Genomic DNA, 13,710 nt, shown 5'->3' on the forward strand with positions numbered 1-13,710 from the left:
ACGCACTTATTGCGGAGCAGGCGATCTCGACGCCGGCCCACTTGGCTGCGCCCCTTGTGGGTTGTTGAAATATTCGAAGAACTGCGAGTCGGGCGAAATCAACATACGTGTATCACCCGGCGACATACCCTTCTCGTAAGCCTGCATCGATCGATAGAAGCCGAAGAAGTCTTCGTCTCTGCCGTAAGCTTCCGCAAAAATTCTGTTCCGCTCGGCATCGCCTTCACCTCGAGTGATCTCGGCCTTTTTCGTCGCTTCAGCCAGAATCACCGTTGCTTCACGATCAGCCGTCGCCCGAATGCGGTTCGCAGCGGCATTACCTTCCGATCGAATTTCCGTCGCCTCGCGCTGGCGTTCGGTCTGCATGCGCCGATAGACGGCTTCCGAGTTCGCTTCTGGCAGATCGGCACGCTTAATGCGCACATCCACGACGCTGATGCCGAGGTCCTTAGCCTCGCGATTCACACGCTCCAGAATCGACGTCATGAGCTCTTCGCGCTTATCGCGGACAAGCTCCTGGAATGTCGCGTTACCGAGCGTATTACGCAGCGAGGACTCGATCACGTTGCTGAGGCGTTGCCGTGCAATCCGCTCGTCCCGCACCGTTTGGTAGAACAGCAGCGGATTGATGATTCGAAAACGCGCAAAAGCATCAACGACAAGACGCTTCTGGTCCGAAGCGATAACTTCCAACGGCTCCGCCTCAAGGTCGAGGATACGCTTATCGTAGAACTCCACCGTCTGGACGACCGGAATTTTCCAATACAGGCCCGCGTCGTTCACTGGCTGACCATCCGGGCCAACCTCAAACTCATTGATCACGTTTACTGGCTTACCGAACTCGAGAACGATCGCCTGCTCGGTCTGCCGTACGATAAATGCCGACAGGTAAACGACGGCCGCGCTGAGACCTGCCAGAATGATCAGAATGGCTAATAGCGTGCGCATTGGCGTTATTCGCTCCCCTTAGCTGCAGTACCGGCGCGTTGGCGCAGCGGTTCAAGTGGCAGGTAGGGGACCACTCCAGAAGTGTTGCCCTTTGAATCCATGATGATTTTATCCGTACCTTGGTAGACCCGTTCCATGGTTTCCAAGAACAAGCGCCTGCGTGTCACGTCGGGAGCCTTGCGATATTCCTCGTAGACTTTTTCAAAGCGTGCAGCCTGACCAGTGGCTTCCTGAACAGCCTGCTGCTTGTAACCTTCCGCAGCCTGGAGAATACGCTCAGCCTGACCACGCGCCTCAGGCACAACCTTGTTTGCGTACCCGAAAGCTTCGTTCTGAATGCGTTCGTTGTCAGCTTTAGCCGCCTGGACGTCACGGAACGCGTCGATGACCTTCAGCGGCGGATCCACTTTCTGGAGCTGAACGCGCGTCACACGAATACCGGAACCATAGCTATCCAGCGTCTTCTGCATAAGCACGCGCACGTCATCTTCGGTTTTCTGACGTGCACCTGTCAGGATCGGCTGAATATCACTCTTGCCGACAACCTCGCGCATCGCTGCCTCGGCAACCTCTTTCACCGTCTCATCCGGGAATTGCAGGTTGAAAAGATATTGCTCGGCGCCTGTCTGTCCCGTGTTCGGATCCTTGTCCTCTGCCTTAATGCGCCAGAACACCACGAAATCCACGTCAACAATGTTCTCGTCGCCCGTAAGCATCAGGCTTTCTTCGGTGACGTCCCGCTTAGCGACCCCGCGCATGCTACTTACTGAGCGCATACCGATCTCAATGGAGTTCTCACGTGTCACCTTGGGCAACATCACTTCCTCAAGCGGATAAGGCAGACGGAAATGCAGACCTGGGCCTTCCTGACGATTGAACTGACCGAAGCGCAAAACGACGCCGAGTTCGTCTGGCCGCACCGTGAACGTGAAAGCAAAGAAACCAACGAACGCAGCGGCAATCGCCGCAATAAGCAACAAGAGCGGTCCAGGCACCCCACCTGAATGCATGACTTGCTTCATCCGGTCTTGGCCGCGCTTGAGCATTTCTTCCAGATCTGGCTGCTGACCGCCGCCGCCTGGACCATGCTGACCGCCGCCTCCAGGACCTTGTCCCCAGGGGCCGCCTCCGCTCTTCCAACCACCGCCGCCGCCATTTTGATTATTCCAGGGCATACGTCTTAAGCCTCATGTCTGTTGGAAGGCATGGGCGCCAATTTCGCATAGCGATGGCAGCACCACGTGAGAAGTTCATGATCCGTGCGGACATCGGATCAAAAAATATTGTCCGCCCGCTTATAGGGCATCGAACCCTGCGCGCGCAAACAACCGCTTCGAATTTGGTGATGCAGACGCTGCCGTCAAGACGATATTGCGACCTAAATCCATGCAAACAGTCAAAAAATACGGTTGCAGAGGCAGCAATTAGATCCGATCCATAATTTTTAAGGTTGCTGCGTACTGATCCCGCTCGGTCCTGGGAATGGGCTCCCGGCCAACCTCTCGCCATATTTCAGCATCGAGCGGAGGAAATATTGTGTCGCCTTCTGGCGTCCCGTGCACCTGCGTCCAGTAGATTCTGTCCGCATGATCCAACGTATCCTTATAAATCTGCGCACCTCCGATGACTGCAACCTCGTCTGCGCCGCGCGCCTCCGCCAACTCTCGCGCGAGAGCAAGCGCTGCGTCAACATTGGTAACGACATATGCGCCATCAGCCTTAAAATCAGCGCTGCGGGTTACAACGATATTGTCGCGTCCATCCAAGGGCCGTTTCGGTAGGGAATCCCACGTCCGGCGCCCCATGACGATGGGCTTACCCATCGTCAAACGACGAAACAGCTTCAGATCGGAAGAAAGACGCCAGGGCAGTTCCCCATCGCGGCCAATGACACCGTTCTCCGCCACGGCAACAACAAATGCGACTTTTACCATGAACTCCTCTGGCAATTCAGCCCCGATGGGCGTGTCTGACACGCGATGCGGCTAAACCGCTACGTCGGCCTTGATATGCGGATGCGGATCGTAGCCCTGGATCTCGAAGTCTTCATACGTGAAATCAAAAATGTCTCCGACGTCGGGATTGATCCACATTTGCGGAAGAGGCCGCGGTCTGCGAGCCAATTGTTGATCAGCCTGTTCCAGATGGTTCAGATAAAGATGCGCATCTCCCAGCGTGTGAACGAAGTCACCAGGCTGCAGCTCTGTGACTTGCGCCATCATCATAGTCAGCAAAGCATAAGACGCGATATTGAACGGAACCCCCAGGAAAATATCCGCCGAACGCTGATAAAGCTGACAGGATAAGCGTCCATCCGCGACATAGAACTGAAAGAGGCAATGGCACGGCGCCAAAGCCATATCCGGGACGTCCGCTGGATTCCATGCCGACACAATCAACCGGCGACTGTCGGGATTGGTCCGGATCTGATCGACAACATCGCTGATTTGATCGACCGCACGCCCATCGAGCGTCGCCCATGAACGCCACTGCTTACCATAGACCGGGCCGAGCTCGCCGTTTTCGTCAGCCCATTCATCCCAGATGGTTACGCCATGCTCGCGCAGGTATTTGACGTTCGTGTCGCCGGTTAAGAACCACAACAACTCATGGATGATCGACCTCACGTGCAGCTTTTTGGTCGTCACCAACGGAAAACCCTCGGAGAGATCGAAACGCATCTGGTGTCCGAACACGCTTAACGTGCCAGTTCCAGTACGATCGGTTTTCCGCGTGCCGTGCTGGAGCACACGCGCCAGCAAATCGAGATAATTCTGCATGAAGTCAGCCTAGCCCGATTCCCAGTAGGACCACATCGGTCCATCGGTTTCGATCAATCTCTACGCGGGCACGGGAAACGCCGCGAGATAGGAGATGATCACACCATTATAGACGCCGTGGCAAATGATCGGCACCCATAGGCTCCCCGTCTGCCACAGGAGCCAGCTCAGCACGAGTCCGACGAGAAACACTTCTCCCAGACCAGCCAGCGAATAGCCCGCGTGCAGTCCCGTCCAGGCGACCGTCGTAATCACCGCCGCATTCACAAATCCCAACCGCGATTTCGCCAGCGCCGACTGAAGGAACCCCCGAAACAACAGTTCTTCCGAGAGGGGAGCGCCAATCACGGCGACCAGCGCTAATGCCCACCCCCACGGGGACTGCATGATTTCCCACAACGGTCGGAGATCGCCGACCAGGTCGTCAGGAAAAATAAGAAAAGTCAGCAAAGTATAGACAAGCGTGACACCCGCTATGAACGCGAGGCCGTTCGCGACATCTCGCCACCCTCCCGCAGGCTGGCGCAACGCTAGAACATCGGCGCGCCGCCCCCCGAAGAAGCCGGCAGCGAGAACCGTAAGCCCTATAATAAGAAGCTGTACCAGAAGCTCGACCCAGAGCGATCGGCCTTGCGAATCAGGTTGGCCTTCATTGGCCAGCACAAGAATGCCAAACCCCGCCGCTGCAGCACCAATGAAGATCACGAACGTGGCCAATACCGCCAGAACTGGGCCCCACCCGGTGCGCGCGTGATAGGCCGGTGTATATGGAAAGGCGCGCGCCAAATATGCGAGAGGCATGCCCTGAAACCCTTCTTCTACCTATCCGTTATCCCTTAGGACGCCCAGATAACGGGCTAAAACGGACAAGCTTTATGGATCCGTGAAGACCCGGCGAATCATAATACCGGACGCTGAATTCTGAGGATAAAGCGAAGGCAGAAATGTCACCCTGAAGCATTCGCTCACACGAACTATCGCCTGTGTAGCGGTCCTGCCTTGCAACGACACTTTTTTTTCACTTGCAGCCGTCATATATTCAAATCGCTGGAGCGATCCAGCTATGGCGATAAACGCGGTCGTAATAAGCCGTTCGGACCCGGGGGCGGTACCCGGCGCCTCCACCACATGCCCACGCGCAAAATGCGAAAGAGCCGTTTGGCCGCGTGTGCGTGGGTATCTGATGGGGGCGAAATAGGATCGACGAAGGTGTAAAGGGCTTAGCTTTTGCTCGGCATGGTTCCGCCGTTATCGGGCCGATCATAATAGTTGCAAATGACAACTATGCTGAGGCCGCTGTCGCTGCGTAATGCAGTGCCAAAAGCCTGAACTTGAAGTCCTTATCCTAGCTGGGTAAGGCGCGGTATCGGAGGGCACCGGGCAACAGAAGCCCTCCACTAATTCTTGGCGCACCTTTGGCGAGCGGGGCGCAAAATAATAAGGTTGCGCGAGACGAGATGACGACCGAGCAAACGATCGACTACGAGACCCTGGCGCAGGAAGCCATGCGCGGCGTCGTGCGCACCGTTCTGCAAAAGGCGGCAAAATTCGGCTTGCCGGGCGATCATCACTTCTACATCTCCTTCGAGACACAAGCCGCCGGTGTCGCTCTCTCTAAGAGGCTGAAGGAGAAATATCCCAGCGAAATGACGATCGTTCTCCAGCACCGCTTCTGGGACTTGAACGTTTCGGACGACCGCTTCGAAGTGAAGCTCACGTTTGATGGCATTCCCGAGCGCCTCGTCGTGCCCTTCTCAGCCATCAAAGTCTTCTTCGACCCGAGTGTGCGCTACGGTCTGCAGTTCGAGGAACCGGATTTCACTGCGGACAGCGTGGACCAATCGGTAAGCTCGCTGGAGTCGAACTATTCCAGCCTCAACGGCGATTCAGATCCCGAGCACGCCGAGCCGACATCGCTTGCAAATGCCGCCAATCGGCGTTCGCACAACCGCCGCCGCGATGACAACGCAAAAGAACCGGCTGCTGATGTCGTGAAAAAGCACGCGCCGGCCCAAGAACGCGCATTGAACGGTAACGCAGAGCAATCAGACGGCCTCGAAGCCGAGGCGAATGAAGAAGAAGCAGAACTGCCTGCGACTGTCGGCGCTGAAATCGTAAGCCTCGACGCTTTCCGCAAAAAATAAGCCAGCTTACCCCTAAACATGTTCGGCTCCGTGGCACCACCCGCCGCGGCCGGATTTGTCCTGTCTGGCATAATACCAACGGCGGGGACCGCCTGAGGTGGCGCATCTCGTGCGTCCCAGTATAAATGCGCTTGCAAACAACTCTTTCCGACGAACGAAACCAGCAGTGAGCCGCCCATGACCGCCACAGCCCCCAAGGCAACGCCCCGCACCGAAACAGATACATTCGGCGCCATTGAAGTTCCTGGCGACAAATACTGGGGCGCACAAGCCCAGCGATCACTCGGCAACTTCAAGATTGGCTGGGAGAAGCAGCCGGCGCCCATCGTTCGCGCTCTTGGCATTGTTAAGCGCGCCTGCGCCGAAGCGAATGTGGAGTTGGGACGCCTTAAGCCGGACGTCGGCAAAGCCATCGTCAACGCGGCCCAGGAAGTGATCGAAGGCAAGCTGGACGAGCACTTCCCATTGGTCGTTTGGCAAACGGGTTCGGGCACTCAGTCCAACATGAACGCCAACGAAGTGATCTCCAATCGCGCGATTGAGATGCTGGGTGGCGAGATGGGCACGAAGTCCCCAGTCCATCCCAACGATCATTGCAACATGAGCCAGTCGTCGAACGATACGTTCCCGACAGCCATGCACATCGCATGTGCCGAAGAAATCCAGCATCGCTTGCTGCCCGCGCTCCAACAGTTGCGCAATGCGCTGAACGACAAAGCGCAGGCCTGGAAGTCACTTATCAAGATCGGCCGCACCCACACGCAGGACGCAACGCCTCTCACTCTTGGTCAGGAGTTCTCCGGCTACGCACAACAAATAGAAAACGGTATCCAACGCATTGAAATGACGCTCCCGCGCCTCATGGAACTGGCTCAAGGCGGCACCGCCGTCGGTACGGGGCTCAATGCCCCCATCGGTTTTGCCGAAATGGTTGCGGAAAAGATTGCGGCAATCACCCAGATGCCGTTTACAACCGCGCCCAATAAGTTTGAAGCCCTAGCCGCGCACGACGCGATGGTCTTCAGTCACGGCGCCATCAACACCGTCGCCGCCTCACTCTTTAAGATCGCCAACGACATTCGCTTCCTCGGTAGTGGTCCGCGCTCCGGTCTGGGCGAACTGTCGCTCCCGGAGAATGAGCCGGGCTCATCCATCATGCCGGGCAAGGTCAATCCCACGCAGTGCGAGGCCATGACCCAAGTCTGCGTGCAGATCTTCGGCAACAACGCCGCAATCACGTTCGCAGGCAGCCAAGGCCACTTCGAATTGAACGTCTATAATCCGGTGATGGCTTACAATTTCCTGCAATCGGTACGTCTCATGGCCGATGCCACCGTATCGTTCACGGAAAACTGCGTGGTTGGCATCACGCCGCGCGAAGATAACATCAAGGCCGGCCTCGAGCGCTCGCTCATGCTCGTCACCGCCTTGGCGCCCAAGATCGGCTACGACAACGCAGCAAAGATTGCCAAGACGGCGCACAAAAACGGCACCACGTTACGTGAGGAAGCAGTCGGCGGCGGCTATGTGACGGATGCCGAATTCGACGAAATTGTCGACCCGTCCAAGATGATCGGCCCAAAGTGAGCCTTAGGAGCCTAGGGGCCGCCCATGACAGGGGGCCCCTACGGATAGGCACCCAAACCATTATCTAATTTGCGGACATACGCGGCGTTGCACCAAAAAATATACTATTCCACACAGACCACTTCGCAAATGCAGCATCACCGCTCGATAAATTTTGGAAGAAGCCAAGTAATTCAGCGACACGTCTCGGAAAGTTATTTCGCACTAGCGAATTAACCTGTCGCCTTATGCACGCGGAGGAATAAGCACAGCAGAACTTCTTGGTTAGGATGAGCATGCGCGCTGGCTACAGTTTGCAAACACAAAATGAGCCAGACCGGAGGAACGCGCAATGACCACAACCCAGACACTGTCCTGGTTAGGTTTCTTTCTCTCCATCGCCGTCGTGATCGCGATCAGCATTTCGATCTGAGTTGTAGGATATGCGATGGCGCAGCAAACTGATGTGTTGCGTTTCGCTCTCTGAGCCATCGCCCCAACAATCTCAGCGCAAATTGCCAGAAATTATGTTGGCTTTCGCCTTTTGCACGCATTGAACTGACGTAGATCTCTGGCAAACCGGACGATCAAGCCTCTATCGTCGAAGCCGGGTTATAAAATACTAGATACGTCCGTCCCAGCCTCAATGCCGCGAGCCATACATGAACTTCCAACAGCTTCGGATCATCAGGGAAACCGCGCGGCGCGGCTTCAACCTGACAGAGGTTGCGGGCGCACTCTACACTTCTCAATCCGGCGTCAGTAAACACATCAAGGACCTCGAGGATGAGCTTGGCGTCGAGTTGTTTGTACGGCGCGGCAAGCGCCTGACCGGCCTGACTGGCCCTGGCGAAGAACTTTTAGAACTTGTCGAGCGGCTCCTGCTAGAAGCCGAGAATATCAAACGCATCGCTGATCAATATTCACAAACAGATCGCGGCGAACTCACTGTAGTGACCACGCATATGCAGGCTCGCTATGCGCTGCCCCCCATCGTCGCAAAGTTCAAGCAGACCTTTCCCGATGTGCATCTTGTACTTCACCAGGCCAGTCCGGCCGAAACGGCCTCGATGCTTCTTGATGGCTCAGCCGATGTTGGTGTCGCGACCGACGCTCTGATCGACAATCCCGACCTGATCTCATTCCCGTTCTATTCCTGGCACCATGCTGTCATCGCACCGAAGGGACACCCGCTCGAAAAAGTCACGCCGCTGACGTTGGAAGCGATCGCCGAATATCCGATCATCACGTATAATCCCGGCTTCACCGGCCGCGCCGGTATTGATGCAGCCTTCGCATCCGCAGGTCTCTCACCCGATATTGTCATGGCAGCCCTGGACGCAGACGTGATCAAGGCCTACGTCGAACTCGGCTTAGGCGTAGGGATCATTGCCTCGATGGCGTTCGATCCCACGCGCGATACCAAGTTGACGTTGCTCGATTCCACCCCCCTCTTTCAAAAGAACACCTCGCGGATCGCACTTCGCCGCGGCCGATATCTGCGCGGCTTCGTCTACCGTTTCATCGAATTCTGCTCGCCCGAATTGACCGAAGGCCTCGTCCGCTCGGAAACCTCACCATCGGGCAGCAACACCTCCGGCGAATGAGCTAAAAGCAAAGTCTGAAGGTTCGAAATCCGTCGCCACCCCAAAGAGGGTGGACAGCATGTAACTTGGCAATCCCGGGTTTTACAGGCTATCAAAATTCCCAAGACGCCAGAATTGGGAACGGATCGACGCTCATGACCGCCGAAATCATCAATTTGCGCCAAGTCCGCAAAGCCCGTGAACGCGCGCGTAAAGAAGCGCAGGCTGAAGAAAATCGCGCAAAATTCGGACAGTCGAAAACCGAGCGCCAAAAACGCTCATTAGAAGCAGAACACGCGAACCGCCAACTCGACGGTGCTCAGCGTGTCGGATCGCCAGACCACCAACCCTCGACCCCACCCAGCAATCCCAAAGACGATATCCCACCATCAGGTGGTGCGGCCTGATGCGGCCTAAGAAGCGCTCTTTCTCAATTAAGGGGCACCGCACATCGCTTTCGCTGGAAGAGCCATTCTGGGCGGCATTGAAGGAGATCGCGGCCTCGGATGATCGGTCTCTCGCCGATATGGTCGGAAGCATCGACGCACAACGCGGCGACACAGGTTTATCGTCAGCCGTGCGGCTCTACGTCCTTGAGCGCTATCGCGAAGCAGCACGCACCAACAAGCCGAACGAAGAGCCGGCTCATTCAACTGAAAATATCGAACGTTCGCCCCACTGACGCTTTGGCTCGTCAGTTCGTGCCGAGCAATTGCTGGCGCATGATGTCCGACGGCGAGAGTTGGGGTATCTCCCGCGCGGGTCGCGGACGCGGAGCCCGCTGTACCTGAACGGATGGCGGTGGTGGTTCGTTGATGACTGCTTCCGGCGGCACGGGTTGACCTGCTCCCGGAGCAAATTCACCGGCATTGCTACCTTGCCCCGGAGCCGTCTCGATAGGTGGCAACGGTTCTGAAGTGATCACCCCGTTCATGCTGTTAGGCGTAATCGGATATTGAGGGCGCGCGGCGGCAGCGGCGGCCGCAGCCTTAGCCCGCTCTTCTTCAATCTTACGCTGCCGAGCGCGCTCACGCGCCGCCGCTTCTTCATCCAGGCGACGCAAGCGTTCCAGCTCGTTAACGTTGCGCTCCATACGCCGCACAGTCAGCTCGCGCTCCAAGGTATCCGCCGTCACCTTGGGCTCAAGCGACGCCAATTCCGCGACCGGACCGACAAACGTCACAGTTACCGGAGGCCAATCAGCCTCGCCATTGACAGCTGACTTCGCCTGAATGCGCCATTCACTATCAACAGCCAATGCGGCGATATCGAACGTCGTAACGATCTGCGTGCTTCCCTTCGGCGTATCAACCTTGATCGGACTAACCCGAACAGCACCGTCGATAATCTCAAGGGCGACGGAGCGCTTTCCTACCGGCAGTACGCCCTTACTCAGTTCCTGACGCAAAGTCCCCGCGAAGTTGTCGATCGGATCATCCGAGGCCACCAGGGACAGCGCTGAGCCGGTAACAAGAGCCGGATCAAGCCCGTGCACCTTGGCGTCGGTAAAAGTCAGTTCTCCCGAACCGACAAGTGCAGAAACAAGCCCGCGTGGCCCCAGCGCGCGCCCCGTGAACTTGGCATTCGCATCGACTGTGCCTGTTGCGAGCACACGGCCTCCGGCCTTCTGCGAAACGACCTCAGCCAAATTCCCACCTTGCAGAGCAACGTTACCACTGGCGATCACCCCCGCCGGCGCACGCTCCAGTGACAGTTCACCACTGACCCCGCCACCGAGCACCGTTGCTTCCTTGAGTGTGAGCTCAACACGCGATCCGCCAAACGAAACTGTCAGATCAGCATTCTCGGCATGCAGCTCTTCATTGAACATCAACCGGCTGGCCTTCAGCTTGAGCTGACCGGAGAGGTCCACGAGTGGAGACATGTCGAAAGCCTGATCTGAAAAGACCGCGGCATCCGTGACCAATCCTTCGGCCGCCTGGGCAACCTGTGGAAGGCCCTTCTCGCCTGCTGCTGAACGTTGTTGCCCGGGATCCGTGTCTTCAGGCGCCTCCGATCCCTGTCGGGGACGCGCCAGAACAGCGGACATGAGGCCGGGCAGATATGCTGCATCGGTCGTTAAGTCCGCTTCGAGCCGGCGACCGTCGCCTTTCTGGCGCGAAACGGCAATCGAACCCGCAAGCCGCGAGCCGGCAAAAATCATATCCCGCGGCGTAAACACGTAGCGCCCGTTGCTCCGGGTAAACTCAACAACACCCTGCGCCGGGCCCAACTCCGCGCCATCCGCCAGCTCAATGCCGACCAAGCCAAGCACATCGTTACTTTGCCGGGCGTTGACGACAAACTCTCCGGAGATCGCGCTCAGCATATCGCCAGCAACCCCGCTCTTGCCGTCGTAAATCAGCGAAAACCCATCGCCATCCAGCGTCGCCATCGTCAGCATGCCATCATTAGGAACGCCAACAGCCTTCAACAGCCCGCTACCCCCATTCAGCGCTGAATTGGATGTTTCAAAGCCCTCTGCTCCGCCAAGCCAATTTGCCACCCAACGCGCCGCCTTGCCATCCTTGACGCGCACAAGGATATCCGCGGACTTCTCACGCCAATGATCAATGCCGCCATCGAGCCGAAGCTGTGCCTCGACTGACCCTCCGCTGGCCATTCCATCAACGTCAATATCAGCGGCATTGGGCAGGCGTTGCGAAAGAGCGAGGTTGCCTGCAAGCCGAAACGGCGCAAGATCCGACAGCCGTTCGGTAAAGCGCCCCCGAGAAGCTTCTCCGCCTAGCGCGTTCGCAAGCGTAGTCACCGCCTCTTGGTTTTGCGCTCCAATAACGAACCGCAAGGTCCCCTTCGGTGCTTTGGAAGGCTCGGCAATGCTGCCCTCCATGGAAACCGACAGGCCGGACGGAGTTTTAAAGTCCGCGGTGGCGATCTCTATGCGGTTATCCCGCAAGGCAATGTCGGCATTCACATCCTTCAGTTCGTTGGAACCGTTACGCAACGTGTCCGCACGCACACGCAAGCGCACGTCACCAAAATCTCCAGAGAGCCAAGCGGGAAGGACATTATCGCCCGAAGCAGTCTCAATGCTCTTGCTCAAGATGTCGACAATGGCAGGCATTTGAAAATCATTGAGTCCGACCCAGCGCGTATCAATCTCGCGGCCTTCGATCTCCACGGCGAGCCGCTTACCATTTTTGTTCTCACGCCAGCTCACGCTACCTCGGATGGGAACGCCGGAAAATTCGGCACGCGCGTTAGAAAGCTGGAGGCTGGAACCACCCAGCCGCATCTTTCCATCAACGGCAAAGGGCCCATCGCTACTGATGCCACTGGTTGCTCCAGGGCCAAGCGCCCAGGAAATCACGTGTGCCGCGCTCACGCCTCCGACATAGAGATCACCTGAAAAAACCGGCACACCCTCTGTCGCCTCAACCTGTCCGGAAAAATCAAACCGCGCGCCGCCCGGCAACACAGCGCGCATCGTCTTCATCTCAAGAGGACCACCGTTGCGCTGCATCTCTAACAAGACATCGCTCACGGCATCGCCGCCGAGATTGACCTGATCGACCCTAAGGTCCGCACTCACGTCGACGCGTTCAGGAAAGACGTCGATCAATCCGGCAAGAAGTGATTGAGCCGTTTGAACGGGGCCAGTAAAAGCTTGAGGTTTGGCGCCGATTGCTTCACCGTTTCCAGGTGCCCTTCCCGCAGGGGTTTCACCTGTAGGCATTGCCGATGCTTGCGACGGCGTCCCGCCTGCCAATCGGTCAAGATCAAGCCAGCGCGAACTGAGAGACAAATCAATCTGGTGTCGCCCGCCCCATTCCGCAGCCATCTGACCGACGACAATCTGTGGCTGCCCAGAATTTTCAAACGAAGCAACAATTTCGGATAATTGCGCGCCTTGGGGACTGCCTTTCATCTTCGCCTTGAGTTCGGCGAAAGCATCATCCCCCATTTTGTTGATCTGAACCCGCCCCGAGAGATCCCCCTCGATAGCCGGTTGTTCCCAGAGATTGCTCAGTCGAAGATCGACGGTGTAACGATCCTTGCTCGACGGTGTCCGGATTTGTCCATTCAGGCGGACGGTGCCAGCCTGATCCGGCTCAGATGTCGCCAGCCGGATCTCCCGCTCTGTCCCACTCAAGTCAACCGATCCGCGAAACGTATACGGTCCCGCGAGCTGCTTTGCGGCAAGTTCACCGTTAATCTTCGAAAGCCGCGCAACCTCGCCACCACGTTGCAGGTTCAGCGCAACGGCGCCATCGCTGATATGAACAGATTGGAGTTCGACGCCGGTCGGAACGAACGGCAAAGACCCGTAACCGGCGTTAAGTGAACGCCAATTCCCATATCCGTCTTCATTGACTGCAAGTGTGACGCTGGGCCGTTCCAACTCAATTCGCTTGGCCTCTAGCGCACCCTTCAGCAAGGGCGGCACAGACAGCCACATCGTAAAGCTTTCTGCGCTGAACAGCGGCGCACCAGCGATGCCCGTCGTATCGGAAATACGCAGCTTTTCAAACCGAACGTACGGCGCGGGCAACAACCGCAAATTGACATCCCCGCCAACCCGTACGTCCCGGCCGAGAATACGCGAAGCCTCTTCTTCGAAGACCCCGCGATAAACGTTCCAATCAACGAAATGCGGACCGGCGAATAGAGCCGCAAGTGCCAGGATCAGGAGGCTACCGATCCACGTCAGTAATGCGTTCAAAA

At 57.1% G+C, this 13,710-nt stretch carries 11 protein-coding genes and 1 other RNA gene; 6 read left to right on the forward strand and 6 right to left on the reverse strand.

What is annotated here, in order from left to right; genetic code table 11:
* Positions 1-6: 6 nt before the first annotated feature.
* The 5 genes from hflC to BLS30_RS08185 form a co-directional block, all read right to left on the reverse strand.
* Entirely contained in the window at positions 7-948 is a 942-nt protein-coding gene (gene hflC, locus BLS30_RS08165) for a protease modulator HflC (RefSeq protein ID WP_046479613.1), read from the reverse strand.
* A 5-nt stretch (positions 949-953) separates the two neighbouring features.
* Entirely contained in the window at positions 954-2,123 is a 1,170-nt protein-coding gene (gene hflK, locus BLS30_RS08170; RefSeq protein WP_046479608.1) for an FtsH protease activity modulator HflK, read from the reverse strand.
* 249 nt (positions 2,124-2,372) lie between these two features.
* Positions 2,373-2,882, reverse strand: a complete 510-nt coding sequence (locus BLS30_RS08175) for a dihydrofolate reductase (protein ID WP_046480864.1) — start codon at positions 2,880-2,882, stop codon at positions 2,373-2,375.
* Positions 2,883-2,933: 51 nt separating this feature from the next.
* On the reverse strand, positions 2,934-3,728 hold the full coding sequence (locus tag BLS30_RS08180) for a thymidylate synthase (protein ID WP_090227974.1): 795 nt from the start codon (positions 3,726-3,728) through the stop codon (positions 2,934-2,936).
* A 60-nt stretch (positions 3,729-3,788) separates the two neighbouring features.
* Positions 3,789-4,529: a CPBP family intramembrane glutamic endopeptidase gene (locus BLS30_RS08185; protein WP_052744075.1), complete on the reverse strand. Its 741-nt coding sequence runs from the start codon at positions 4,527-4,529 to the stop codon at positions 3,789-3,791.
* A gap of 206 nt (positions 4,530-4,735) precedes the next feature.
* On the opposite strand from BLS30_RS08185, the gene ssrA reads away from it, so the two are divergent.
* The 6 genes from ssrA to BLS30_RS08215 all read left to right on the forward strand — a co-directional run bounded on the left by ssrA (position 4,736) and on the right by BLS30_RS08215 (position 9,706).
* Positions 4,736-5,127: a transfer-messenger RNA gene (ssrA, locus tag BLS30_RS08190) on the forward strand.
* 58 nt (positions 5,128-5,185) lie between these two features.
* On the forward strand, positions 5,186-5,872 hold the full coding sequence (locus BLS30_RS08195) for an SspB family protein (protein WP_090227977.1): 687 nt from the start codon (positions 5,186-5,188) through the stop codon (positions 5,870-5,872).
* A gap of 177 nt (positions 5,873-6,049) precedes the next feature.
* Positions 6,050-7,459 carry a class II fumarate hydratase gene (gene fumC / locus BLS30_RS08200; protein WP_046479599.1) on the forward strand — a complete coding sequence of 470 codons (1,410 nt, stop codon included), beginning with the start codon at positions 6,050-6,052 and terminating at the stop codon, positions 7,457-7,459.
* 641 nt (positions 7,460-8,100) lie between these two features.
* Entirely contained in the window at positions 8,101-9,045 is a 945-nt protein-coding gene (locus BLS30_RS08205) for a CysB family HTH-type transcriptional regulator (RefSeq protein WP_046479595.1), read from the forward strand.
* 134 nt (positions 9,046-9,179) lie between these two features.
* Positions 9,180-9,431 carry a DUF4169 family protein gene (locus BLS30_RS08210; RefSeq protein ID WP_046479592.1) on the forward strand — a complete coding sequence of 84 codons (252 nt, stop codon included), beginning with the start codon at positions 9,180-9,182 and terminating at the stop codon, positions 9,429-9,431.
* Entirely contained in the window at positions 9,431-9,706 is a 276-nt protein-coding gene (locus BLS30_RS08215; RefSeq protein WP_076605360.1) for a ribbon-helix-helix domain-containing protein, read from the forward strand. Before BLS30_RS08210 ends, BLS30_RS08215 begins: the two co-directional genes overlap by 1 nt.
* A 12-nt stretch (positions 9,707-9,718) precedes the next feature.
* Here BLS30_RS08215 and BLS30_RS08220 read toward each other — a convergent pair whose 3' ends face one another.
* Complete coding sequence (locus BLS30_RS08220) at positions 9,719-13,708, reverse strand: AsmA family protein (RefSeq protein WP_090227980.1); 3,990 nt, start codon at positions 13,706-13,708, stop codon at positions 9,719-9,721.
* Positions 13,709-13,710 lie beyond the last annotated feature (2 nt).

Source organism: Filomicrobium insigne, assembly GCF_900104305.1.
GTDB classification, from domain to species: Bacteria; Pseudomonadota; Alphaproteobacteria; order Rhizobiales; family Hyphomicrobiaceae; genus Filomicrobium; species Filomicrobium insigne.